This window comes from Kaistia defluvii (genome assembly GCF_040548815.1).
In the GTDB taxonomy this organism is placed as follows: domain Bacteria; phylum Pseudomonadota; class Alphaproteobacteria; order Rhizobiales; family Kaistiaceae; genus Kaistia; species Kaistia defluvii_A.
Window position 1 is genome coordinate 661172 of sequence record NZ_JBEPSM010000002.1, and the last position, 24728, is coordinate 685899.

Consider the following 24728-nt stretch of genomic DNA (forward strand, 5'->3'; position numbering starts at 1 on the left):
CCGTGATTATCTTGCGGAGTTTCGCTGGATTATCGGCAATTTGCCGTCTTTTTAATCCTGATCGAGTCTTGTGCATAAAGCGCTGAAAATTTGTCGTTGTCGATGGGCGCCCGCATCGGGAGGATGCTCTCACACCTGCATTGGTCAGACCAGTCGTGCGGTGCCACTCCCATCTCAAGGAGACGAACGTGCAGACTTTCCCTCATACCTCCAGCGGCATGACGAGACGTCTGCCGGAAGGCAAGGGCGCCGCGCGGTCCCTGTGGCTGCGCAAGGCGCCGCTCAAGGGCATCTTCGCCGGCCTCGTCGGCGCCTTCATGGCGACGACCGTGCTGGGCACCGTCGGCGCCTTCGCGCAGGACGCCAAGACCACGCTCGTCGTGGCCGCGCCGCGCACGCCGGAATCGCTCGACCAGGAATACCCGCCGACCGAAGCCGGCCATGAAGTGCGCCGCAACGTGTTCGAGCGCCTGCTGACCTACAAGCAGAAGAAGGGCGACGACGGCATCTTCTATGAAGATTTCGGCGCGATCGACGGCGCGCTCGCCGAAAAATGGGAAGTCTCGGACGATCGCAAGTCGATCACCTTCCACCTGCGCAAGGGCGTCAAGTCGGCGCTCGGCAACGAGCTCAACGCCGATACGGTGATGTGGTCGTTCCTGCGCGGCTGGAACATGAAGTCCAATTTCCATTGGTACATGACTCAGATCTTCAAGATCGAGGATTTCGACACCGCGTTCCAGAAGGTCGATGACTACACCGTCAAGGTCACGCTGCCCAACGCCTCGCCGCTGATCGAGCGCATCTGGATCAACAGCGATCTCGGCATTCTCGACTCGGTCGAGGTCAAGAAGCACCTGACCGACGCCGATCCCTGGGCCGCTTCCTGGCTCGCCACCAACACCGCTGCCTTCGGCCCGTATTTCATCAGCAAGTACAAGCCCGGCCAGGAAGTCGTCTACGACGCCAACCCGAATTACTTCCGCGGCGAGCCGAAGCTGAAGCGCGTCATCCTGCGCGAGATGCCCACCTCGGCCAACCGCGTCGCCGCCATCCAGGCCGGCTCGGTCGACGTCGCCGAATATCTGCTGCCGCGCGAACTGGCGCTGCTCGAGAAGGCGCCCGGCGTCGAAGTGCACAAGGTGTTCGGCAACTTCATCCACCGCGTCGAGATGAACAATGCCAAGCCGCCCTTCGACAACGTCAAGGTCCGCCAGGCGCTGAATTACCTGGTGCCGCGCGACGAGATCCTGAAGAGCGTCTATTTCAACACCGCGCGCTTCACCAAGAGCCCGATCTCGGAAATCTATCCGGGCTTCTCCGACGAGTTCTTCGCCTATTCGAACGATCCGGCCAAGGCCAAGGCGCTGCTTGCTGAAGCCGGCTTCCCGGAAGGCTTCAAGACCCAGCTCGCCTACCGCACCGGCGACCAGCTTGAAGAGGAAATGGCCGTCATCCTGAAGTCCGCCTTCGCCAAGGCCGGCGTCGATGTCGAACTGCTGAAGCTGCCGGCCTCGACCCTGGTCGAGCGCTACACCAAGGGCGAAGTGCCGATGTACTTCTTCCGCGACATGGCGATCGTTCCCGATGCCGCCTATGTCGCCAATCTCTGGCTGAACAGCGCCTCGGCGATCAACTACTCCAAGTTCAAGAGCGACGAGGTCGATCAACTGATCGACAGCGGCCTCAAGAGCACGGATGAGCCGAAGCGCCTCGTCGACATGAAGCGCGTGCAGCAGATCACCATGGAGCAGGCCCCCTGGGTCTTCCTGATGAACCCCGGCTACCAGCTCGCCACGCGGGCCAACGTCAAGGGCTACTCCTGGTACACGCCGAACGGCAACGCCTTCTTCGACCTCTCGAAAGAATAGCGAACAGCGCGGCCTCGCCCCCCGGCGGGGCCGCATCTCCTTCTCCGGTTGCGAAGACAGGAAAGATCCGATGACCGTGGCTGTTGCCAATCTGGGCGTCTACTGGCGGGCGATACCCCGCCCGTTGCGCATCATCACCAGCCGGCTCCTGATGCTGGTGCCGCAGATGTTCGGCGTCATGATGGTGACGTTCCTGCTGGTGCGCATGCTGCCCGGCGATCCGGCGCTGCTGCTGCTTGGCAACATGGCCACGCCCGACACGATCGCGGCCTTCCGCGAGAAGCTGGGCCTCAATCTCAGCCTGTGGGAACAGTTCGTCCATTATGTCGGCAATGCGCTGCATGGCGATCTCGGCGTTTCGATCTTCACCTCGAACCCGGTCGTGACCGATCTGCTGGAGCGCGCGCCAGCGACGCTCGAGCTGATCACCTATGCGATGCTGCTGACGATCCTGATCGGCGTGACGTTGGCGATCATCTCCGTCGTCAGGGCCGGCGGCGTCGTCGACATTGGCAGCCGCGTCTACGGCCTCGCCGCCGGCGCCATTCCCGATTTCTGGGTCGGCCTGCTGCTGATCTATTTCTTCTTCTACATTCTCGGCTGGGCGCCGGCCCCCTTCGGCCGGATCGACACCTTCGTGTCGCCGCCGGATACGGTGACGGGCTTCTACACCATCGACAGCCTGATCGCCGGCGATCTCAACGCCTTCGTCTCCTCGCTCGGACGGCTGACGCTCCCCGTCCTCACGCTCGCCATCGTCAATGCCGGCGCGCTGATGAAGATGACCAAGACGACCTTCGCCGACATCTATCGCAGCGACTTCATCCGCCACGCCCGCGCCTCCGGCCTCTCCGAAGGCACGATCCGCCGCATCGCGCTGCGCAACAGCCTGCCGCCGATCATCACCCTGGTCGGCTTCATGTTCGGCTTCCTGCTGGGCGCGGCCGTTCTCGTCGAGACGATCTTCGCCTGGGGCGGGCTCGGCCAGTACGCCGTGCAGTCGGTCGTCAACAGCGACTACCCGGCGCTGCAGGGCTTCGTCCTCGTCGCCGCCGCTTTCATCCTGATCGTCTACACGGTGGTGGACATCCTCTACGAACTCGCAGATCCGAGGATTCGCGTCTGATGACCCGCTTCATCCGCTACGTCTCCAAGCATCCGGGCGCGATGGTCGGGCTCACGCTCCTGGCCCTCCAGATCGCCTCGATCCTCTTCGCCCCCTGGCTGACCTTCTATTCGCCGGAGGAGGCCGATCCGCTGATGTCGCTGCAGCCCCCCTCGGCCGCGCACTGGTTCGGCACCGACGTCTCGGGCATGGATATCTATACCCGCATCGTCTACGCGACCCGCATCAACCTGCTGATCAGCATCGTCGCCGTCGCCTTCGCCTTCGTCGTCGGCGTGCCGATCGGGCTGCTGATCGGGTTCTACCGCAACTGGATGAGCGCGCTGGTCATGCGCGTGTTCGATTTCATCCAGTCCTTCCCGGTCTTCGTGCTCGGCATGGCGCTGGTATCGGTGATGGGGCAGGAGATCTGGAACGTCGCCATCGTGCTGGCGGTGCTGTTCATACCGATGTTCGCCCGGCTGATCCGCGCCGAGGTGCTGTCGCTGCGCGAGCGGCCCTATGTCAGCGCGGCGCGCTGCAGCGGCGCGACGGATGGCTCGATCATGTTCCGCCACATCCTGCCCAACGCTTTGACGCCGGCCATCGTCCAGGTCTCGATCAGCATCGGCCTCGCCATCCTGCTCACCGCCGGCCTCTCCTTCGTCGGCGCCGGCGTGCGCATGCCGACGCCGGAATGGGGCCTGATGGTCTCGACCGGCGCGCAGCAGATGATCCTCGGCGTCTGGTGGGTGGCGCTGTTCCCCGGCCTTGCCATCGTCATCTCGGTACTCAGCTTCGCGCTGCTCGGCGACATGGTGAAGGACCTTTCCGACCCGACCACGAGGGAACGCCTATGAGCGATCGCAACTCCACCGCTCTGCTCGAGGTAGACAATCTCTCGGTCGATTTCGGCGAGGGCACGCGCAAGGCGCTTTCGAACATTTCGTTCAGCCTCGGCCGCGACGAGATCCTCGGCATCGTCGGCGAGACCGGCGCCGGCAAGTCGCTGCTCGCCCGTAGCCTGCTGAACCTGCTGCCCGAGGGCGGCCGCTTCACCAGCGGCGACATCCGTCTCGAGGGCGAGACGGTGCTGGGTATCAGCGAAGCCGAGCAGCGCAAGATCCGCGGCGGCCGCATCGCGCTGATCGGCACCAATGCCAAGGCCTTGCTGTCGCCGGTCGAGACGGTCGGCGCGCAGATCGCCCGCGTGCTCCGCGCCCACCGCAATTGCAGCCAGAAGGAAGCCTGGAAGGCGGCCGTCGACCTGATGGTGCAGGTCGGCATCGTCAATCCGGAACGCCGCGCCAAGGCCTATCCGCACGAGCTTTCCGGCGGCATGGCGCAGCGCATCGTTATCGCCATGGCGATGGTGGCCGGCCCCGACGTGGTGCTCGCCGATGACGCGACGCTCGGCCTCGACGCCACGATCCAGGTCCAGGTGCTCGACCTCCTGGTCAAGCGCTGCCGCGAGCTGGGCGCCGGCGCCGTGCTGATCACCCACGATCTCGGCATCGTCGCGCATTATTGCGACCGCGTCGCGATCATGAAGGAGGGACGGATCGTCGAGCTGGAAGAGGTCGGCAAGTTCCTCGCCGCGCCGAAGGAGCCATACGGCCAGGCGCTGCTCGATGCCGCGCGCGTCCGCCCGACGCCGATGGTCGCCAAGGTCGAGGATCCCGCGCTCGAGAAGCAGCCCGAGACGCCGCTGCTCGACGTGCGCCGCCTGCTCAAGCTGTTCCCGATCGCCGGCACGCAGGACGTGGTGCGCGCGATCGACGACGTGTCCTTCTCGGTCAGGCGCGGCGAGACGCTGGCGCTGGTCGGCGAAAGCGGCTCCGGCAAGACCACGGTCGGGCAGTGCCTGGTGCGGTTGCTCGACAGCGATGGCGGCGGCATCACCTTCGACGGCGCCGACATCACGACCATGCCGGCGGCCGAGTTCCGCGCCATGCGCCGGCGCATCCAGATGGTGTTCCAGGAACCCTATGTCGCGCTCAACCCGCGCTGGCCGGTCAAGGCGCTGATCGCCGAACCGCTGCGCCTCGATCCGACGCTCGACCGCGCCGCGACCGACAAGCGGGTCCGTCAGCTGATCGATCTGGTGCAGCTTCCCGCTGGCATCGCCGAGGTCTATCCGCACCAGCTGACGGCCGGCGAGCAGAAGCGCGTCGGCATCGCCCGGGCGCTGGCGACCCGGCCGGATTTCGTCGTCTTCGACGAGCCGACCACGGCGCTCGATATCCGCGTCCGCGCCCAGATCATCGACCTGGTGCGCGACCTGCAGGCGGAGATGGGCATGTCGGCGCTGTTCATCACGCATGATCTCAATTCGGTTCGCTCGCTGGCGCATCGCGTCGCCGTTATGCGTTATGGCAAGATCGTCGAGGAGGGCGATACCGAGATGATCTTCTCTGCTGCGAAGGAAGACTACACCAAGGCGTTGCTGGCGGCCGAACTGCCGGTGGAACAGGGCACGGCGCAGCGCGACCGGGCCGAGACTCGACGTCTGGCAGGAGCCGCGGCATGAGCGACAAGGCAGTTCTCGTTACCGGCGCCGCCGGCCTGGTCGGCAATGTCGTGCGCCAGAAGCTGGAGAAGCAGGGGCGCGCCGTCGTCGCGATCGACCGCGTCGACCGCAGCGCGGACGGCCAGCCGATCATCCCCTGCGACGTCAACGACATCCACCGCCTGCATGCCGTCGTCACCGATCACGACGTCGACGCGATCATCCATTGCGGCGCCTATTCCGGCCCGATGGTGGCGCGCGACAATCCCTATTCCATGGTGCAGGTCAACATCGTCGGCACCGCCAACATGCTGGAACTGGCCCGCGTGCATAAGATGCGGCGCATGGTGTTCTGTTCCTCGACCAGCGCCTACGGCAACACGCCGGAGGGGCCGGTTCCCGAGGATGTCCCGCTCTATCCGACCACGGTCTATGGCGCGAGCAAGGCGGCGAGCGAGCAGCTGGTCTGGACCTATTTCCGCCAGTTCGGCGTCGATGCGGTGGCGCTGCGGCTTTCCTGGGTCTACGGACCCGGCCGCACGACGGACTGCATGATCCGCACGCTGATCGAGGATGCGCTTGCCCGGCGGCCGACGCGCGTGCCGTTCGGCGCCGATTTCCATCGCCAGTACATCCATGTCGACGACGCGGCCGGCGCGCTTCTGCTGGCGCTCGACGCCGCCGACCTGCCGCGCCGCATCTATACGGTGACGGGCGGCACCTATCATACGCTGCAGGAGATCGGCGACATCGTGAAGACGGTTCTTCCCGATGCCGACATCGAGATGCAGCCCGGCGCCGATCCGGTCGACGAGGTGCATCGGCGCTTCGATATCTCGGCCGTCGAGCGCGATCTCGGCTATGCGCCGAGCTTCGACCTCAAGGCCGGAATAAGGTCCTATGCCGACTGGATCGCCAGCCGGAAGCCGAATGCGGGAGCCCATTGATGAACGAATTTTCGCTTGCAGGCCGCAAGGCCCTCGTCACCGGCGGCAGCCGCGGCATTGGTGGCGAGACGGTCGAGCTCTTCGCCCGCTACGGCGCCGAAGTCGCCTTCTGCCACTATGGCGACGCGAAGAATGCCGAGGCGCTGGTCGCCCGGCTGGCCGGCGAGGGCTACACGGTCCATGCGATCGAGTGCAACGTCGCCGAGGAGGCCTCCGTCGACGCGATGGCCGCCTGGGCCAAGGAAAAGCTCGGCCAGGTCGACATCCTCGTCAACCTCGCCGGCATTGGCGGCGACAAGGCCTTTGTCGATATCTCGGTCGCCGATTGGGACCAGATGCTGGGCGTGCATCTGCGCGGCACCTTCCTGGTCACGCGCCATTTCTTCGGCGACATGCTGGCGCGCGGCTATGGCCGGGTAATCAACTGCGCCTCGCAGCTTGCTTATAAGGGCGCGCCGGGTCTGGCGCATTACTGCGCGGCCAAGGCCGGCCTCGTCGGTTTCACCCGCGCGCTGTCCTATGAGGGCGCGCCGCATGGCGTCACCGTCAACGCGATCGCGCCGGGCGCCACCGAAACCGCGCTGCTGAACGGCCTCAGCCAGGAATGGCGCGACATGAAGAAGGCCCAGCTGCCGATCGGCCGTTTCGGCAAGGTGTCCGAAATCGCCCCTACCATCCTGATGCTCGCCTCGGACGCCGGCGCCTACTATGTCGGCCAGACGCTGTCGCCGAATGGCGGCGACGTGATGGTCTGACGGCCGCCTTCAAGAAACGTCCGATCCGGAAGAGGGCTCCATGAGCGACTATGATCTCGTCATTCGCGGCGGCACCGTCGTCACCGCGTCCGATACGCTGCGCGCCGATGTCGGCATCCGCGACGGCCGCATCATCGCCGTCGCCGAAAAGCTCGACGACGCCGACCGCATCATCGACGCCACCGGCCTGCTGGTCATGCCGGGCGGCATCGACAGCCATGTCCACCTGGCGCAGCCGGCCTTTGGCGGCCCGGCCATGGCCGACGGCTTCGAGAGCGGCACGCGCTCGGCGATCGCAGGCGGCAACACGACGGTGATCCCGTTCGCGCTGCAGCCGCGCGGCGCATCGCTCCGGACCAGCGTCGTCGACTATCACAAGGAAGCCGACGGCAAGTCCTATTGCGACTATGGCTTCCACCTGATCATTTCCGACCCGAGTCCGAGCGTGCTCGGCCAGGAACTGCCCTCGCTGGTCGATGACGGCTACTCGTCGTTCAAGGTCTTCATGACCTATGACGACCTGGTGCTGAACGACCGGCAACTGCTCGAAGTGTTCGACTGCGCGCGCGGCTGCGGCGCGCTCGTCATGGTCCATTGCGAGGGCTATGACGCGATCCGTTTCATGACCGAGAAGCTCGAGGCGGCCGGCAAGAAGGCGCCCTACTATCACGGCGTGTCGCGGCCGCAATCGGTCGAGCGCGAGGCGACGCACCGCGCCATCAGCCATGCCGAGCTGACCGACGTCCCGATCATGGTCGTGCATGTTTCCGGCCGCGAGCCGATGGAGCAGATCCGCTGGGCCCAGCAGAAGGGCCTTAAGGTCTATGCCGAAACCTGCCCGCAATATGTCGCCCTCACCGCTGACGACATGAAGGGCCTCAACATGGACGAGAGCGGCGGCAAATATGTCTGCTCGCCGCCGCCGCGCGACCATGCCAGCTGGGACGCGATCTGGGAGGGAATCCGCGCCGGCGTGTTCCAGACCTTCTCGTCCGACCATTGCCCCTTCTTCTACGAAGGCGAGATGGGCAAGCTCAATCCCAAGGCGCGGACTTCGTTCCGCTGGGTGCCGAACGGCATTCCGGGCGTCGAGACGCGGCTGCAGATCCTCTACCAGAAGGGCGTCGTCGAGGGCCGCATCACGGTCAACGAGTTCGTCGCGCTGACCTCGACCAACCACGCCAAGATCTATGGCCTCTATCCGAAGAAGGGCTCGATCGCGCCCGGCTTCGACGCCGACATCGTGCTGTGGGATCCCAATCGCAAGGAGACGATCCGGCAGGAGCTGATGCATCACGGCGCCGACTACACGCCCTATGAAGGGCTGGAGGTCACCGGCTGGCCGGTCATGACCGTGCTGCGCGGCAAGGTCGTGATGCAGGATGGCGAGATCGTCGGCGAGCCTGGCGATGGCGGCTTCCTCAAGCGCTCGCTTTCGCCCTACGCTGTGCCGAACGGCGCAGCCGCCCTGTAACGAACGGATATTTCATGACGCAGCCCATCGCCATCATCACCGGCGCCGGTATCGGCATCGGCCGGGCCACCGCCTTCACCTTCGCCCGCGCCGGCTATCATGTCGTGGTCACCGACGTCCTCGAGGCCGAAGGCAACGCCGTCGCCGAGGGCATCCGCGCCGAGGGCGGCAGCGCAGAGTTCCAGTTTCTCGACGTCACCTCGACCGAGCGCACCGATGCGCTGGTCGCCGATGTCGAGGCACGCTTCGGCCAGATCGACGCGATCATTGCCAATGCCGGCATCGCCAAGAAAGTGCCGCTCGCCGACCTCACCGACGACCAGTGGGACCGCACGCTCGACGTCGACCTGAAGGGCGTGCTGCGCATCATCCGCGCCGCGGCCCCCGGCATGCGCCGCCGCAAGTCCGGCGCCATCGTCGCGCTGTCCTCGATCATGGGCGTCGCCTATGGCTGGGACGAGCATGTCCACTATTCCGCCGCCAAGTCCGGCGTGGTCGGCCTGGTGCGCGGGCTTGGCGTCGAGCTCGCCCCGGACGGCGTCCGCGTCAACGGCATCGCGCCCGGCTATATCCGCACCGCCCAGGCGCTTTCGAAGGAGCATTCGCTCGGCCCCGAGGGGCTGGAGCAGGCGGCGTCCTTCATCCCGATGGGCCGCGTCGGCGAGCCGGAAGACATTGCCGATGTCATCCTCTTCCTCGCCTCGCCTGGCTCGCGCTATATCACCGGCCAGGTCATCGTCGTCGACGGCGGCCTGCTCGTCGGCCGCTACTGAAAATCCGGTCGCCGATCGTCGGTCGCCGGTCGCCCTGGCGGCGGTCGGCGTCCTTCCTATTCCCTGCAGGATCCGTCCGGAATGCCCCGTTCCGGGATCCTTTTCGCGCCTCGCGCGAATGGAGTTGGTTTCCATGTCCCAGATCTCCCTGATCACGACCGGCGGCACCATCGCCTCCCGGCTCGCCGCCGACGGCCGCGATGTCGTCGCCAGTGTTTCCGGCGCCGACCTGCGTGAAACGCTGCAGGATACGCTGGAAGGGATCGGGCTCACGATCGACGAATTCTGCAATGTCGGCAGTTACGCGATCGACCTGCCGCTCGCCTTCGACCTGGCGAAGCGGATCGCGGAGCATCTTGCCGATCCCACCTGCGACGGCGTCGTCGTCACCCATGGCACCGACACGATGGAGGAGAGCGCCTGGATGGCCGATCTCCTCGTCGCGAGCGACAAGCCCGTCGTCTTCACCGGCGCGCAGCGAAGCGCCGACGAGCCCGATACGGACGGCCCGCGCAACATCGCCGCGGCGATCCGCATCGCCGCTAGCCCGGCCGCGCGCGGTCTTGGCGTCGTGATCGCCTTCGAGCAGGATTTCCACGCCGCCCGCGACGTCACCAAGACCCACACTTCGCGCGTCGACACCTTCCGCTCCGGCGAGCATGGCAAGCTGGGCGAGGTCGACGGCGAGCGCGTCCTCGTCCAGCGCAAGCCGTTGCTGCGCAAGGCCTATTCGGCCGAGCGGGTCGAGACGGATGTCGAGCTGATCAAGATGGTGATGGGCGCCTCCGACCGCGCCATCCGCTTTGCGGCATCGAGCGGCGCCAAGGCGATCGTGCTGGAAGGATTCGGCCGCGGTAACGCCACGCCGGCCGTTACACGAGCCGTCGAGGAACTGGCCGAAACCGGCATCCCCGTCATCGTCACGTCGCGCTGCCCGGAAGGCCGCGTCAAGCCGATCTACGGCAATGGCGGCGGCAAGGATCTGGAGCGCGCCGGGGTGATCTTTGCCGGCGACCTGACCGGCATCAAGGCGCGCATCCTCGCCTCGGTGCTGCTTGGCCTGGGGCTGGACCGGGAGGAGATCCGCGCGGAGTTTGAACTGCTGGGCGGGTAGGGGGCAGTCGTCGCCCCGGCGGAGGCCGGGGCCCATAGACACCGGCGCCGGCAATATGGGTTCAGCCTGGCGGCCATGGGCCAGCGTGTCTGGATCCCGGCCTCCGCCGGGATGACGACCGCGTCAGCTTTACGTGCGAAGCTCGACTCCGGCAGTCCTGCAGCCTCCAATGCCCAACATCCTGAGGCGCTTCGCGTAGCGAAGCCTCGAAGGACGCAAGGCCGATGGACCGATGGGCAGACGTCGTGCGTGCTTCGAGACGGCCCTTCGGGCCTCCTCAGCATGTTGAGATGGGCGCTTCGTGACCCCTCACGCGCTCTTCGCCAGCCCGGCCGCCAGCGGCGCCAAGCCGTTGAAGGCGCGGAAGGAGCGCTCGACCAGGGCCGGGTCGAGCCCCCTGGCGATCACCACGAGATGCGTGCCGATGACGCCGTCCGGCCAGCGGTCGAGATGCATCGGCTTGTGGATCAGGTGCTGCACGCCCTGGATCACGACCGGGCTGTCATTGCCCTCGATGTCGAGCAGGCCCTTCAGCCGCAAGATCTCGCCGCCATGCCGGTTGAGCAGCATCGACAGCCAGAGGCCGAAGCGCGCCCAGTTGAGCGGCGCGTCACCCGTCAGCACAAAGGCGCGGATGTCGCCGTGCCGGTTGATGTCGTGATCATGCGCAGGGTGGGCGTGGCCATGATGATGGTGGCCGTGATGGTCTTGCGTGTGCGTCTCAGCCTTCAGCCAGAGGGCTACCTCCGCTCCACGCGCGGAAATGTCGTGGATGTCGCGCACGAACAGCGCCTCGTCCGGCTGCATGACTTCCGAGAGTTCGATGATTTCCGCCGCGGGGTTCAACGTTTCGAGCCGGGCGCGCAGCCGGGCCGTGTCGTCGGCCGGCGCGATGTCGCCCTTCGATACGATGATCCGGTCGGCGACCGCGACCTGGCGCTGCGATTCCGGGAAGGCGTCGAGGTTGCTCAGGCCGTTCGGCACGTCGACCACGGTGACGATGTTGCCGACGCGAAAATGGTGCCGCAGCATCGGGTCGGCGGAGAGCGTGGCCACGATCGGCGCGGGGTCGGCAATGCCAGTGGTCTCGATCGCGATGCGGGAAAAGCGCGGGATCTCGCCGCTGCGGCTGCGCTCGAACAGCGACAGCAGCGCGGTCTTCAGATCGGTGCGGATGTTGCAGCAGATGCAGCCGCTCTTCAGAAGCACGATGTCGTCATCGATCGCCTCGACGAGGAGATGGTCGAGCCCGACCTCGCCGAACTCGTTGATGATGACCGCCGTGCCGGAAAGCGAGGGGAGGGCGAGCAGGCGCTTCAGCAGCGACGTCTTGCCGGCGCCGAGAAAGCCGGTCAGCACATTGGCGGTGATCCGGTCGTCGCTTTCGTCCGGGGCGGTCATCAGGAAATTCCCTCCATCCGGTCGAGGGCGGCCGGGTCGAGCGGGTCGAAGGTCCGGCCGGTGAGCCTTTCCGCTTCCGGCCAGATGGCGCCGAAATGGTCGATGATCGCGGTCTTGCCGTTGCGGGCGCGCAGCGTGAAGCGGCCGGCCCATTCGTCCAGCGTCAGGCCGTAGGGCTTCAGGATCTGGTTGGCGATGCGGGCGCGCGCCTGCCGCTCGGCCGCCGGCGTCAGCCCGGTCGCCGTCGCCGCGCTGCCGCCGGTCCAGTGGTCGCTGCCGCCAAAGGCGCCGCACAATCCGCACATCGTCTGTTCCTTCCGGCCGTGGCCGCTGGAGGGGCGCGGCGGCGATCCGCAGACCGCCGCCGCGCCGATTGTCGTTCGATCAGGACTGCGGCCGCGCCGTGCCACTCTTCGGGAAGCGCTTGGCAAAGTCCTCGGCAATGGTTTCCATCGTCACGAACTTCACGCCCTCAAAACCCTTCATGTATTCGAACAGCCGCTCATGCATCTTCAGAACATGCGGCTTGCCCGAGACGTCGGGATGGATGGTCAGCGGGAAGACGGCGTAATCGTAATTCTCGTAGACCCAGTCGAACTGGTCCTTCCACATCTGCTCGATATCGCGCGGATTGACGAAGCCGTGGCTGTTCGGCGAGGCCTTGATGAACATCATCGGCGGCAGGTCGTCGAGATACCAGGAAGCCGGGATCTCGATCAGGTCGGTCTCTTCGCCCTGGACATAGGGCTTCATCCAGGTCGAGGGATGCTTCGAGTAGTCGATCTTGGTCCATTCGTCGCCGACCGTCACATAATAGGGGTGATGGTCGTTGTGCATCAGCGAGTGATCGTACTTGATGCCCTTCTGCTTCAGGAGCTCGTTGGTCTTAGAGCCGAACTCCCACCACGGCGCGACGTAGCCGCGCGGCGGCTTGCCGGAGAGCTTGGTAATCAGCTCGACGCATTTGTCGAAGATCGCCTCTTCCTGCTCGGGCGTCATGGCGATCGGATTTTCATGGCTGTAGCCATGCATGCCGATCTCGTGGCCGGCGTCGGCGACGGCCTTCATCTCGGTCCAGAAGCTCTCGATCGAGTGGCCGGGGATGAACCAGGTGGTCTGGATGCCCCACTTCTCGAACATCCGCAGCAGGCGGGCGCTGCCGACATGGCCGGCGAAAGCGCCGCGCGAGATGTCGCAAGGGCTATCCTCGCCGCCATAGGAGCCAAGCCAGCCGGCTACGGCGTCGACGTCGATCCCGTAGGATACGAAGATCTCTTTCGGCATGTCGTTCCTTTCCGCTTAACATCGGGGCGGCGTGCCGCCCGCTTTCAGACCAGTTCAACGATGGAGATGCCGACGCGGTGAGCCGTGCGGCTCAGATGGCGTCGCATATAATATCCCGCGCCCTCGGGATCGTTCATCACCAGCGCCTCGACCACGCGCTCGTGCTCGGCGACGGGATCCCAGAGCTTTTCGCGGGTGATCGGCAGCCGCGTGCTCTCGATCAGCACGCTGGCGTAGCTGTGATGGATGTCCGACAGCAGCCGGTTGCGCGAGAAGCGCATGATCATGGCGTGGAATTCAAAATCGACCTGCGCGAAGGCGTCGACGTCGAACAGCCGCGCCGCCGTGCGGAAGGCCTGCAGATTGTCCTTGAGCAGGCCGATTTCCGGCGCGGTCAGCGTCATCGCAGCCAGCTGCGCCGCCTGGCTCTCGGCGATGTAGCGCACCTGGTAGACCTCGGCCGGGCTGTAGCGGGCGGAGAAGCGCCACGACATGGCCGAGCCGGATTCCGCCACCGCATGGGGGTCGCGCACGAAGGTGCCGCGCCCGGGCTCGATCGAGACCAGCCCGACGGTCGCCAGGATCGAGAGGGCCTCGCGCAGCGTGGCGCGGCTGACATTGAGCTCGCGCGCCAGCTGGCGCTGCGCCACCAGCGCCTCGCCGGCGACCAGTTCGCCATCCTCGATCATCTTGCGCAGCTTGACGACCGCAAGTTGCGCCAAGCTGGCATTCGGGGTGGATGGGTCGCTGGAACCGCGTCCGGTCAGACCGGTGTCGATATCCTGGCTGTTGATGTCTGCCGTCATGCTTCCATTCGATCTTTCGGAGCGCGGTGGCGCTCGCTTGGGATCATGGCAGCTTGGAATTGGTCCGACCAGACTTTGATTTGTGCAATCGCACGATGCATCCGCCAGTCAAAAAGGCACGGGCATTCAAAGGCAGTTTCGATACAGTCGAGATATTTCTCGATATATCTTGATTTACGATATATCGAGATCTATATCGGCTTCATGAAACACAGACACACCCATGACGGCCACGGCCGTCCCTTCGCCGCCCATGAGGATTTCTCGGGGCATCACCGCTTTCACCCCCACTTCCATCCGCATTCGGATCACGGTCGTCGCGGCCCGCATGGCCGCGGCGGCGGGCGCCATGGCGGTGGCCGCCTGTTCGATTATGGTGAGCTGCGCCTTCTGCTTCTGGCGATGATCGCCGAGCGGCCGTGGCATGGCTACGAGCTGATCAAGGCGATCGAAGAGCGCTTCGGCGGCAGCTATACGCCCAGCCCCGGCGTGATCTATCCGACGCTCGCCTGGCTCGACGACATGGGCTATGCCGCGATTGAACCGGTCGAGGCCGGCCGCAAGCGCTATCGCATCACCGCCGAGGGCGAGGCCTTCCTCGCGGCCAATCGCGCCGCGGCGGATGAGCTGCTGGCCCGCGTCGGCCCGGTCGGCCGGGAAGGGAGCGAGGCGGTTCCCGCGCCGATGATCCGCGCCATGGAAAACCTCAAGCTCGCGCTGCGGCTTCGCATCCAGCGCGGCTCGATCGACGCCGCCGCCGCCGAAGCCATCGCCGCCGCCCTCGACGCGGCCGCCCAGACCGTGGAGCGCAGCTGATGACCGATACCAGCTCGAACCCGCAGACCGCCGTCGCCACCGTGGCGACGGAGCATGCGAGCCGCTACCTGCAGCAGCTCTGCAAGCATTTCGCGCACAAGCTTCCCGTCACCTTCGACGAGACGGCGGGGCAGATCGATTTCTCGATCGGCTCCTGCCGGCTGGTCGCGGCCGACGGCGTGCTGACCCTGACGCTGACCGCGCAGGACGGTAGTGAGATGCCGCAATTGCAGGATGTCGTGGTGCGCCACCTCCTGCGCTTCGCCTTTCGCGAGGAACTCGCCATCGACTGGCGTCCCGCCTGAATCGGCGCTAGTCCGCCTCGAATTCGCGGCGTGCGGCGCGGACGCTGGCGACGATGTGGCGTTGCACCTCGGCGACCCGGCGCAGCCGGTGCGTGTCGGGGTGCGATATCAGCCAGTAATTGCGGGTGAAGCGGATCTCCGGCAGCAGGCGCTTCAGCTCCGGGAAGCGCTGCGCGGCATAATCGTGCATGATGCCGATGCCGTGGCCGGCGCGCACCGCCTCCATCTGCCCCATCACGCTGCCGCATTCGAACCGGCGATGCATCAGCTGGCCGAGCCGGTCGGCATAGTCGAGCGCGCGGCTATAGACGAAATCCTCGACATGCGTGACGAACAGCCGGCCGGCGAGATCGGCCTCCTGTTCGATCGGCCCCGTCTTGGCCAGGTAGCGCTCCGAGGCGTAGACGCTGAGCGTGTAGTCGGTCAGCTTCTGCACCAGCATGCGCCCTTGCTTGGGCCGGTCGAGCGTGATGACGATGTCGGCCTCGCGGCGGGACAGCGAGAAGGTTCGGGGCAGCGGCACCAGCTGGATCACGAGGTCGGGATAACGCGCCGCCATGCCGCCCAGCGCCCCGGCGAGGAAGTAATTGCCGAGCCCGTCCGGCGCGCCGACGCGGACCGCGCCGCTGATCGCCTCCGCCGTGCCGGAAAGCTCGGCCTCGAGCTGCAGGAATTCGGATTCGACCCGTTCCGCCGTTGCAAGCAGCGCCTCGCCGGCCGGCGTCAGGACGCATCCATTGGTCTGCCTCTCGACCAGCTTGGTCGAAAGCTCTTCCTCCAGTGCCGTCAACTGGCGGCCGACCGTCGCGTGGTTGAGGCCAAGCCGCTTGGCGGCGCCGGCCAGCTGGCCGGTACGCGCGACGGCGAGGAAGATGCGAATGCGATCCCAATCCATATCAGGACTATAATTTCCGCACATCGGAACTGCAATCGTCGCGATTGCTGTGCAAATCTGCGAGGTCCATAAGCCCGGCATCGTAACCGGCTCGTGGAGGGCGACATGCCGAACCTGATCTCCCATTTCATCGCCGGCGGCCTCGTCGCCGGGCGCAGCGGCCGCACGGCCCCCGTCTATAATCCGGCGACCGGCGAGCAGACGGGCCTGGTGCCGCTCGCCTCGGCGGACGAGGTGCGCGAGGCGGTCGCCGCGGCGCGCAAGGCGCTGCCCGGCTGGGTCGCGACCACGCCGCTTCGCCGCGCGCGCATCCTCAACAAGTTCCTGCGCATCCTCGAAGACCGCACCGACGAACTCGCGGCTGTCATCACCGCCGAGCATGGCAAGGTGCTGTCCGACGCCAAGGGCGAGATCCAGCGCGGCATGGAGGTGGTCGAGTTCGCGACCTCGGCGCCGCAGCTGCTGAAGGGCGAGGTCACCGAGAATGTCGGCACCCGCGTCGATAGCCATTCGCTGCGCCAGCCGCTCGGCATCGTCGCCGGCATCACGCCGTTCAACTTCCCGGCCATGGTGCCGATGTGGATGTTCCCGGTCGCGCTCGCCTGCGGCAACTGCTTCATCCTGAAGCCGTCGGAGCGGGACCCCTCCGCCTCGCTTCTGGTCGCCGAATGGCTGAAGGAAGCGGGCCTGCCGGACGGCGTTTTCAGCGTCGTGCACGGCGACAAGGAGGCGGTCGACGCTATCCTGTTCGACCCGGACATCTCGGCGGTGAGCTTCGTCGGCTCGACCCCGATCGCGCGCTACATCTATGAGACGGCGGCGCGGACCGGAAAGCGCTGCCAGGCGCTGGGCGGCGCCAAGAACCACATGATCATCATGCCGGACGCCGATCTCGACCAGGCGGTCGATGCGCTGATGGGGGCGGCCTATGGCTCCGCCGGCGAGCGCTGCATGGCGATCTCGGTGGCGGTGCCGATCGGCGAGAAGACGGCCGATGCGCTGATGGCCAAGCTGGAGCCCAAGGTGCGCGCGCTCAATATCGGGCCGGGCACCGATCCCGAGGCCGAAATGGGCCCGCTGGTCACCTCCCAGCATCTCGCCAAGGTGCGCGGCTATGTCGATGCCGGCGTCGCCGAAGGCGCCACGCTCGTCGTCGATGGCCGCGACTTCAAGCGCCAGGGCTATGAGGACGGCTATTTCATCGGCGGGACGCTGTTCGACAACGTCACCACCGACATGAAGATCTACAAGGAAGAGATTTTCGGGCCGGTGCTGGCCGTCGCCCGCGCGCCCGATTATACGACTGCCGCCAAGTGGATCAACGAGCACGAGTTCGGCAACGGCACCGCGATCTTCACCCGCGACGGCGACGCCGCGCGCGAATTCGCGCACCAGATCCAGGTCGGCATGATCGGCATCAACGTGCCGATCCCGGTGCCGATGGCGTTCCATTCCTTCGGCGGCTGGAAGGCGTCGCTGTTCGGCGATCATCACATGCACGGGCCGGAGGGCGTGCGCTTCTATACGAAGCTCAAGACCATCACCAGCCGCTGGCCGACCGGCATCCGCGCCGGCGCCGACTTCGTGATGCCGACGATGCGCTAAAAAGAAAGCGCGCCCGGTGGGGATGCCGGGCGCGCTTTCTGCTTTTTGGAGGCAGCCAATCAGACGTTGCGGGTGATCTCGAACAGGAACCAGCTGCGGCGTTCGGTTTCGTCGATCCAGACTTCGATCAGGCTGGTGGTGGCGACGTCGTTATGTTCCTCCGCCGTTGCGTGGGTCGAGCGCAGGAAGCCGACCAGCTCGCGGTTGTCGCTTGCCAGTTCCGCGATCATGTCCTCGGGCGTGACGAACTCGGCGTCATTGTCGGGAATGCGCTGCAGGCGAGCGATATGGCCGATCGAGCGGATCGTCGTGCCGCCCAGCTTGCGGGCGCGCTCGGCGATCGCATCGGTCATCGCGAAGATCTGGTCGCCCTGGTCGTCGAGCATCAGGTGATAGTCGCGGAAATGCGGCCCCGACATGTGCCAGTGGAAGTTCTTGGTCTTGAGGTAGAGCGCGAAGGTATCGGCCAGCAGGCCCGACAGGGCGGCCGAGATGTCCTTGGTGGCATTCTCGCCGAGATCGGTCGGGGTACGGAGGGCGTTGCGGGTGGTCATAGCGGATTTCCTTGGGTTGAAGGTCGGTTGGGGCAGGGGAGGTTTCAGAGCACGGGGTCGAGCGGGTTGGGCCGCGGCACCAGCAGCGGGTCGATTTCCGTGAAGGGGAATTCCGGCAACTCGGCCTCGGGAATGCCGAAGGCGGCGGCCAGCACGGCGCGCGGATAGACGTTGATCAGCGAGCGATAGCCGACGTCACCGGGCGAGACCTGATCGAAGAAGATCAGGAGGTGCACATTGCCCTCGCCGACATTCTCGATGTGGTGCGGATAGGCGGCGGGAATGAAATAGGCGTCGCCGGGACCGATCAGATAGGTGTCGGTCTGGCCATCGGGATTGAGGATCGTCATCCGCGCCTGGCCGGTGAGGACATAGCCCATCTCCGCCGTTTCCGGGTGCCAGTGCGGCTCGCGCATACCCTGCTGGGTGATCGTCACCGAGAACATCGCGATATCGCGCAGCGCCGGCCAGAGGGCTGCCTTGGTGGTGTGGGCGTTACCGGCCGGATAGTCGATCTGCGGCGGCGTGGCCTCGACACTATACTTGTAGGGATTGACGTGGCGCGCTTCGTCCTCGATCGCCCGATGGGCGGGGAGCTCGAGGATCTCGCTTCCCGCGACCTGCCGGTCGAACGGCGTGAAGGCGGCGGCGGGCAGGTCGTAGGTGTTGCCCAGCACGGCGTCGGACATCGCCCCGAAGGCCGCCTTGATGCCGAAATCCTCGGGCTTCTCATGCGAGAAGGCGAGCACGAATTCGGCCGGCCCGGTGCCGATATTCTCGATGCTGTGCATGGCGCCGGAGGGGACGAAGAACATCTCGCCGGCCTGGATCACGAAGCTCTCGCGCTCGGCGTGGTTGCCGGCGATGGTGATCAGCGCTTCGCCATGCACGCAGTAGCCCAATTCATGGGCATTGGCGTGCCAGTGCGGTTCGCGCAGGCCGAGCGGCGCCAGCAGCAGCCGCCGGATGGAAAGCCGGCGCAGGATCGGCAGGTCCGTCACATCCATATGGGTGATGGAGCCTCTCGGGCCCTCGAAGCGGGGCTTCTGGCCCGCCAGCGAAATCGTGTGTCGGGATCTGGTTTCCGTTGTCATGATTGCTCCCCCTCCTGGGCCGGTCGGTCGATGAGCAAATCTAGACCGGAGCCTCCCCCCGGCAATATCGGATGGTGGTTTCGGTTGGTTCATACCTGCGTATAAGCGACGGCCGGCGACCGCCCCGGCTAAGGTCCGCGCCGCGCCCGTCCCAGCCAGGGCGCTTGCCTCCTCGACGCGAAGTGCGCCGGAGGCCGTTCACGCAAGCCGGGAAAGCGAGAAGCAGATGACGTCGAAGATGGCGCTGCCGGCCGTGTCTGTGCCGGCCTTCAAACCGGGGCACGCCCTGCCGACCACGCTGGCCTTTGTGGCCGGCTTCGTCGATGCCTGCACGTTCCTGGCGTTTTCCGGCCTGTTCGTCGCCCAGGTCACCGGCAGCTTCGTCGTCGCCGGCTCCGAACTCGTCCAGGGCAATGCCGGCTTTGTCCTGAAGGTTCTGGCTATCCCGGTGTTCCTGCTCGCCGGCATGGCGACGACCATCGTCGTTCGCGCCTATGGCAGCGGGGCCCGCCAGGCTCTGGTCACCGCGCTCTGCATCGAGGCGGCGCTGTTGAGCGTGCTGGCTCTTTACGGTGTGATGGGCAGTCCGGCCGGGCTGTTGACCCTGGCCGCCCTGTTTGGCTTGAGTGCCATGGGCGTGCAGAGCGCGGCCGCGCATCTGCTGCTGCCGGGCTATGGATCCAGCAACGTCATGACCACCAACACCACGCAATTGTCGATCGACCTGGCCGACAGCCTGATGCGCCGCCGCGTGGCGCCGGGAATGGCCGATACGGGCCTCGTCATGCTGGGCTTTCTGGTGGGCGTGGCGGTCGGCGGCCTCGCTTTCAAGGCGGTCGGGCTCGGCTGTCTTGTTTTCGCGGTCGCGATCGTGATCGGTATTGCAGTGGTGCTGGGTCAGGCGACCCGTCATGGCGAGTTTCCTGCATGACGGCGCGCGGATCTGATATTGCCATGCCGCAACTACCGGTCGGGGGACTCATGCCACGCTATTCGCTTATCGCTGCGATCGTCCTCGCCGCGGCGATTTTCCTGTTCGACACGCTGACGCAGTTCGATGTGGCGATCGCGGTGCTCTATGTCGCCGTGGTGCTGCTGTCGCTCAATTTCACGGGCCGGCGCGGCACGCTGGCGGTGGCGGCGATCTGCATTCTTCTGACGCTGATCAGCTTCGTCGTGACCCACGGCGCGGGGATGGAGTCGGGCGCGGTTGCCCGAGCCCTCGTCAGCCTCGCAGCCATCGTCATCACCACCATACTGGCGCTGCGGCTCGCCGCGACCATCGCCATCATCGGCGAAAGCGAGCGGCGCTACCGTACGATCTTCCGTTCGACAGGCGTCGCGATTCTCGAAATGGATTTCTCCGCGCTCAAGGCGCGGCTCGATTCCATGCGATCCGATGGCGCGCGCAGCATCGAGGACATCGTGCGCGACGATCCGAACTTCGTTCGCGAAGCGCTCGGCCTGATGAAGCTGGTCAATGCCAACGACACCACCTTCTCCACCTTCAAGGCGCCAAATCTCGAAGCCTTTCGCGAGAGCCTGCCGGACCTGACGCCCAAGGAGATGGAGCCGTCGATCCTGCGAATGCTCGACGCGATCTGGAACGGCCGGACCAATTTCGAGTCCGAGGGCGTCATGGATGCGATCGACGGCAAGCGCCTGAACGTCCTCTACACGGTGGCGATGCCCACCGATCGGCGCGCGCTCGACGTCGTGCTGGTCAGCATCATGGACGTCACCGCGCGCCTCGAGGCCGAGAACGGCCTGCACCAGGCGCAGGCGGAGCTGGCGCATGTCTCCCGCGTGGCGACGCTCGGCGAGTTGACGGTGTCGATCGCGCATGAGGTCAACCAGCCGCTGGCCGGCGTCGTCACCAATGGCGAGGCGGGGCTACGCTGGCTGCGGCGGCCGGAGCCCGACCTCGGCGAGGTTTCTGCCTCGATCGAGCGGATGATCGCCGATGCGCGGCGCGCCAGCGAGGTCATCAAGCGGCTGCGCGCGCTTTCCAGCAAGGCAACGCCGCAGCCGACCTCCGTCGACATCAACGAGCTCGTGCAGGATACGCTTACCCTGGTCCAGCGCGAGATCGCGTCCCAGCATGTCGCGCTGCGGCTGTCGCTGGCCGACGGGCTCGGCCGGATATCGGGCGACCGGGTGCAGTTGCAGCAGGTGATCATCAACCTGATCGTCAATGCCATCCAGGCGATGGGCGCCATGCCGGTCGGCTACCGCCAGCTTGCCATCCTCTCCCGGGCGGGCGAAGACGGCGTCGTGCTGGAGATCACCGACACCGGACCGGGCTTCGAGCCCGCCGACGAGGCGCGCCTCTTCGCCGCCTTCTTCACGACCAAGCCGGAGGGGATGGGAATGGGTCTTTCGATCTGCCGTTCGATCGTCGAGGCGCATGGCGGCCGCCTGCGCGCCAGTTCGCCGGCGTCTGGCGGCGCCAGTTTCGAATTCAGCCTTCCCGCCGACAAGGAGGCCGCGTAATGGCCGATATCGCTCCCCTGGTCTTCGTCGTCGATGACGACGCATCGCTGCGCGAGGCGCTGGGCAGCCTGTTCCGCTCGGTCGGCATGCGCGTCGAGCTGTTCGGCTCGCCGGCGGAGTTCCTGGCGCGCGGCGCGATCGACAGCGAAAGCTGCCTCGTGCTCGACATCCGGCTGCCGGGCGTCAGCGGCCTCGATTTCCAGAGCCAGTTGGCCAAGCTCGGCAATAACATCCCGATCGTCTTCATGACCGGTCATGGCGACGTGCCGATGTCGGTTCGGGCGATGAAGGCCGGCGCACTGGACTTCCTGATCAAGCCGTTTCGCGACCAGGACATGCTCGACGCCGTCTCGAGCGCCCTGGCGAATGACCGGTTGCGCCGCGCCAGCGACGCGCAGCTTTCAACGCTTCGGCAGCGCTATGGCACGCTGACGGCGCGCGAGCGGGAGGTGCTGGCGCTGGTCACCACCGGGCTGATGAACAAGCAGGTGGCGGGCAAGCTCGGCGTCAGCGAGATCACCGTCAAGATCCATCGCGGCCATGTCATGGAGAAGATGGCGGCGCGCTCGCTGGCCGAGCTGGTGAAGATGTATCAGGCGCTCCAGCCCGGGCTCGAAAACCAGCCCGGCTAAACTTCAGTATGATTCCAATCCGACGCTGCAGGGTGCATTTTGGAAGCATGAAACCGGGCGCATGGGGCGTGTGCCGCTCCCGAAGGAACCGCAGTGTCTCAGGTAAAATCCATAGCCATCGTCGACGATGATGCGTCCGTCCGTGTCGCCACCGAGAGCCTTGTCCGCTCGCTCGGCATGAAGGCGACCACCTTTCCCTCGGCCGAGGACTATCTGGCGGCGCTCGGCGTCCAGCCGATCGACTGCCTGATCACCGATGTCCAGATGGACGGTATCGGCGGCGTCGAGTTGTCGCAGATCCTGCGCGAGCGCGGCGACACCACGCCGGTGATCTTCATCACCGCCTTTCCGGATGATCGCATCCGCGACCGCGTCATGGCCGCCGGCGCGATCGGCTTTCTCGGCAAGCCCTTTGAAGGTCAGGCGCTGATCGATTGCATCGAGATGGCGCTGGTCGCCTGACACAACCCCGCAAACGAAAAGGCCCGCATGTCGCGGGCCTTTTCGTTTGGGGGATCGTCAGGACGGACGCGCGCCGCGTGCCCCTCACGCCGTTCCGGCGCGCTGGGCCTTAGCCGCCAGCACGGCATGGATCTGCGCCACCACCGCCGCGCCCTCGCCAACGGCGGCTGCGATGCGCTTGGTCGAGCCCGAGCGGACATCGCCGATCGCGAACACGCCCGGCAGGCTGGTTTCCAGCGGATAGGCCGTGCGGTCGGGCGCGGTCTGCCGGGTGCCGACATCGGCGCCGGTCCGAACGAAGCCATGCCCGTCGCGCTCGACGCAGTCTTCGATCCAGGCCGCGTTCGGATCCGCGCCGATGAACAGGAACAGATGCCGCAGCGGGCGGCGGTCATCGGTGCTGGTCAGGCGATTGTGGATCACCGCCGCCGTCAGACCGGATTCGCGGTCGCCATCCAGCTCGGTGATCTCGCATTCCGCGTGCAGTTCGACATTCGGCAGCGCGGCGATGCGGTCGATCAGATAGCGCGACATGGTCGCTTCAAGGCCGTCGCGGCGCACGATCAGGTGCAGGCGCTTTACGCGCGGCGCCAGGAAGGCGACGGCCTGTCCGGCCGAATTGCCGCCGCCCACTAGGGCGATCTCCTCGCCCTCGCAAAGCTTCGCCTCGATCGGCGACGCCCAGTAGGCGACGCCGGCGCCCTCGAAATCGGCGAGGTTGGCGATGGCAGGGCGGCGGTAGCGCGCGCCCGAAGCGATGACGACCGTGTGGGCCTGAATCTCGCGGCCATCGGTCAACGTCAGCCGCAGGGGCGCCGTGCCGATATCCGAGGGATCCGGGCAATCGAGCCTTGCGACGGCAAGCGGGACGGCGATTTCGGCGCCGAACTTGAGCGCCTGGTCGAAGGCGCTGCTGGCCAACGCCTGGCCGGATATGCCGGCGGGAAAGCCGAGATAGTTCTCGATCCGCGCCGAAGCGCCGGCCTGGCCGCCGATGGCGCGCTCGTCGAGCACGAGGACGCTCAAGCCTTCGGAGGCGGCATAGACGGCGGCGGCGAGGCCGGACGGTCCAGCGCCGACGATCGCGACGTCATAGAGCTTTGCCGGATCGAGCGCGGGCGTGATGCCGAGGCAGAGCCCAACCTCGATATCGCTGGGACGGCGAAGCACCGTGCCGGCCGGGCATACCATCAGGGGCAGCTCCGAAGGCTGCACGCCCAGATGCTCGACCAGCGCGCGGCCTTCCGCGTCCAGCGACGCGTCGAGTACCACATGGGGATAGCCGTTGCGGGTGAGAAAGCCGCGCAGGCGGACGATCTCGGGAGCGTCCGGCGCGCCGATGAGCACGGGACCACCGCTGCCGGCGTCGATCAGGGCGACTCGGCGCAGGATGAAGGCCCGCATGATGATCTCGCCGATCTCGGCGGAGCCGATCACCAGCGCGCGCAGATGCGCGGCGTCAAAGGGAATGGCGAGGCAGCCCTCGGGACCGGCGCGGCCGCCGGCCAGCGCAGGACGGCCGGCAAGCTGGCTGATCTCGCCGGAGAACTGGCCGGCCTCATGCGTCGTGATGACGGTATCGCCGGAAAATCCGGACCGGCTGAAGACTTCGAGCGAGCCTTCGAGGACAAGCCAGGTCGGGACGTTGTGCGCCCCGATGGCGAAGATGGGCGCCCCGGCGGCGAAACGCGGCACCAGCGCGCTGGCGAAGCGTTTCGCCATCGCCACCTGCGCCGGCGAGAGCACCGGAAACATTTGCGCATCCCGCAAGCTGGCCATGGCATCCTCATGAGACGAGGGCGCTGTTTCGCGCCGGACTGCAGGGAAAAGGCG

General features: G+C 66.2%; 24 protein-coding genes. 16 read left to right on the forward strand and 8 right to left on the reverse strand.

The features are described from left to right. Positions 1 to 188 precede the first annotated feature (188 nt). The 9 genes from ABIE08_RS16115 to ABIE08_RS16155 all read left to right on the forward strand — a co-directional run bounded on the left by ABIE08_RS16115 (position 189) and on the right by ABIE08_RS16155 (position 10548). Positions 189 to 1871: an ABC transporter substrate-binding protein gene (locus ABIE08_RS16115; RefSeq protein ID WP_354552558.1), complete on the forward strand. Its 1683-nt coding sequence runs from the start codon at positions 189 to 191 to the stop codon at positions 1869 to 1871. A 70-nt stretch (positions 1872 to 1941) separates the two neighbouring features. Further along, positions 1942 to 2997 (forward strand): ABC transporter permease, encoded by a 1056-nt coding sequence (locus ABIE08_RS16120; RefSeq protein ID WP_266333454.1) that lies wholly within the window; start codon positions 1942 to 1944, stop codon positions 2995 to 2997. Further along, positions 2997 to 3836, forward strand: coding sequence for an ABC transporter permease (locus tag ABIE08_RS16125; protein WP_354552560.1), 840 nt, complete (start codon positions 2997 to 2999; stop codon positions 3834 to 3836). The genes ABIE08_RS16120 and ABIE08_RS16125 overlap by 1 nt, the downstream gene beginning before the upstream one ends. After that, a complete protein-coding gene (locus ABIE08_RS16130) occupies positions 3833 to 5506 on the forward strand; it encodes an ABC transporter ATP-binding protein (RefSeq protein ID WP_354552561.1) in 1674 nt (557 codons plus the stop codon). The genes ABIE08_RS16125 and ABIE08_RS16130 overlap by 4 nt, the downstream gene beginning before the upstream one ends. Beyond that, a complete protein-coding gene (locus ABIE08_RS16135; RefSeq protein ID WP_354552562.1) occupies positions 5503 to 6432 on the forward strand; it encodes an NAD-dependent epimerase/dehydratase family protein in 930 nt (309 codons plus the stop codon). Before ABIE08_RS16130 ends, ABIE08_RS16135 begins: the two co-directional genes overlap by 4 nt. Then, positions 6432 to 7187, forward strand: a complete 756-nt coding sequence (locus ABIE08_RS16140; protein ID WP_354552564.1) for an SDR family NAD(P)-dependent oxidoreductase — start codon at positions 6432 to 6434, stop codon at positions 7185 to 7187. Before ABIE08_RS16135 ends, ABIE08_RS16140 begins: the two co-directional genes overlap by 1 nt. Before the next feature lie 40 nt (positions 7188 to 7227). Continuing rightward, positions 7228 to 8661, forward strand: a complete 1434-nt coding sequence (gene hydA, locus ABIE08_RS16145) for a dihydropyrimidinase (RefSeq protein ID WP_354552566.1) — start codon at positions 7228 to 7230, stop codon at positions 8659 to 8661. A gap of 14 nt (positions 8662 to 8675) precedes the next feature. After that, a complete protein-coding gene (locus ABIE08_RS16150; protein ID WP_266333460.1) occupies positions 8676 to 9434 on the forward strand; it encodes an SDR family NAD(P)-dependent oxidoreductase in 759 nt (252 codons plus the stop codon). A 133-nt stretch (positions 9435 to 9567) separates the two neighbouring features. Beyond that, the gene (locus ABIE08_RS16155) at positions 9568 to 10548 is read left to right on the forward strand and encodes an asparaginase (RefSeq protein WP_354552567.1); all 981 of its coding nucleotides are present in this window, start codon (positions 9568 to 9570) and stop codon (positions 10546 to 10548) included. Between the two features lie 309 nt (positions 10549 to 10857). Here ABIE08_RS16155 and ABIE08_RS16160 read toward each other — a convergent pair whose 3' ends face one another. The 4 genes from ABIE08_RS16160 to ABIE08_RS16175 all read right to left on the reverse strand — a co-directional run bounded on the left by ABIE08_RS16160 (position 10858) and on the right by ABIE08_RS16175 (position 14039). Further along, positions 10858 to 11949: a CobW family GTP-binding protein gene (locus ABIE08_RS16160; RefSeq protein WP_354552569.1), complete on the reverse strand. Its 1092-nt coding sequence runs from the start codon at positions 11947 to 11949 to the stop codon at positions 10858 to 10860. After that, complete coding sequence (locus ABIE08_RS16165; RefSeq protein WP_354552570.1) at positions 11949 to 12254, reverse strand: hypothetical protein; 306 nt, start codon at positions 12252 to 12254, stop codon at positions 11949 to 11951. The genes ABIE08_RS16160 and ABIE08_RS16165 overlap by 1 nt, the downstream gene beginning before the upstream one ends. A 79-nt stretch (positions 12255 to 12333) precedes the next feature. Then, a complete protein-coding gene (locus ABIE08_RS16170; RefSeq protein WP_266333464.1) occupies positions 12334 to 13233 on the reverse strand; it encodes a polysaccharide deacetylase family protein in 900 nt (299 codons plus the stop codon). Between the two features lie 44 nt (positions 13234 to 13277). Beyond that, a complete protein-coding gene (locus ABIE08_RS16175) occupies positions 13278 to 14039 on the reverse strand; it encodes a FadR/GntR family transcriptional regulator (protein ID WP_354552572.1) in 762 nt (253 codons plus the stop codon). A gap of 204 nt (positions 14040 to 14243) precedes the next feature. Here ABIE08_RS16175 and ABIE08_RS16180 point away from each other — a divergent pair, with 204 nt between their 5' ends. Continuing rightward, on the forward strand, positions 14244 to 14855 hold the full coding sequence (locus ABIE08_RS16180) for a PadR family transcriptional regulator (RefSeq protein WP_354552574.1): 612 nt from the start codon (positions 14244 to 14246) through the stop codon (positions 14853 to 14855). Continuing rightward, complete coding sequence (locus ABIE08_RS16185; protein ID WP_354552575.1) at positions 14855 to 15160, forward strand: DUF2218 domain-containing protein; 306 nt, start codon at positions 14855 to 14857, stop codon at positions 15158 to 15160. The genes ABIE08_RS16180 and ABIE08_RS16185 overlap by 1 nt, the downstream gene beginning before the upstream one ends. Positions 15161 to 15167: 7 nt before the next feature. Here the strand turns inward: ABIE08_RS16185 and ABIE08_RS16190 are convergent, their stop codons facing one another. Beyond that, entirely contained in the window at positions 15168 to 16055 is an 888-nt protein-coding gene (locus tag ABIE08_RS16190; RefSeq protein WP_354552576.1) for a LysR family transcriptional regulator, read from the reverse strand. A 105-nt stretch (positions 16056 to 16160) separates the two neighbouring features. Here ABIE08_RS16190 and ABIE08_RS16195 point away from each other — a divergent pair, with 105 nt between their 5' ends. Further along, entirely contained in the window at positions 16161 to 17660 is a 1500-nt protein-coding gene (locus ABIE08_RS16195) for a CoA-acylating methylmalonate-semialdehyde dehydrogenase (protein ID WP_354552577.1), read from the forward strand. Positions 17661 to 17719: 59 nt separating this feature from the next. On the opposite strand, the gene ABIE08_RS16200 is transcribed toward ABIE08_RS16195, so the two are convergent. After that, a complete protein-coding gene (locus ABIE08_RS16200) occupies positions 17720 to 18214 on the reverse strand; it encodes a Dps family protein (RefSeq protein ID WP_354552579.1) in 495 nt (164 codons plus the stop codon). 44 nt (positions 18215 to 18258) lie between these two features. Further along, positions 18259 to 19308: a cupin domain-containing protein gene (locus ABIE08_RS16205; protein ID WP_354552581.1), complete on the reverse strand. Its 1050-nt coding sequence runs from the start codon at positions 19306 to 19308 to the stop codon at positions 18259 to 18261. Positions 19309 to 19534: 226 nt separating this feature from the next. Between ABIE08_RS16205 and ABIE08_RS16210 the strand changes: the two genes are divergently transcribed. The 4 genes from ABIE08_RS16210 (at position 19535) to ABIE08_RS16225 (ending at position 22895) form a co-directional block, all read left to right on the forward strand. Continuing rightward, the gene (locus ABIE08_RS16210; protein ID WP_354552583.1) at positions 19535 to 20239 is read left to right on the forward strand and encodes a YoaK family protein; all 705 of its coding nucleotides are present in this window, start codon (positions 19535 to 19537) and stop codon (positions 20237 to 20239) included. Between the two features lie 50 nt (positions 20240 to 20289). Beyond that, entirely contained in the window at positions 20290 to 21801 is a 1512-nt protein-coding gene (locus ABIE08_RS16215) for a sensor histidine kinase (RefSeq protein ID WP_354552584.1), read from the forward strand. Beyond that, on the forward strand, positions 21801 to 22433 hold the full coding sequence (locus tag ABIE08_RS16220; RefSeq protein WP_354552585.1) for a response regulator transcription factor: 633 nt from the start codon (positions 21801 to 21803) through the stop codon (positions 22431 to 22433). The genes ABIE08_RS16215 and ABIE08_RS16220 overlap by 1 nt, the downstream gene beginning before the upstream one ends. Before the next feature lie 93 nt (positions 22434 to 22526). Next, entirely contained in the window at positions 22527 to 22895 is a 369-nt protein-coding gene (locus ABIE08_RS16225; protein WP_354552587.1) for a response regulator transcription factor, read from the forward strand. Positions 22896 to 22979: 84 nt separating this feature from the next. Here ABIE08_RS16225 and ABIE08_RS16230 read toward each other — a convergent pair whose 3' ends face one another. Next, on the reverse strand, positions 22980 to 24674 hold the full coding sequence (locus ABIE08_RS16230) for an FAD-dependent oxidoreductase (RefSeq protein ID WP_354552588.1): 1695 nt from the start codon (positions 24672 to 24674) through the stop codon (positions 22980 to 22982). Positions 24675 to 24728 lie beyond the last annotated feature (54 nt).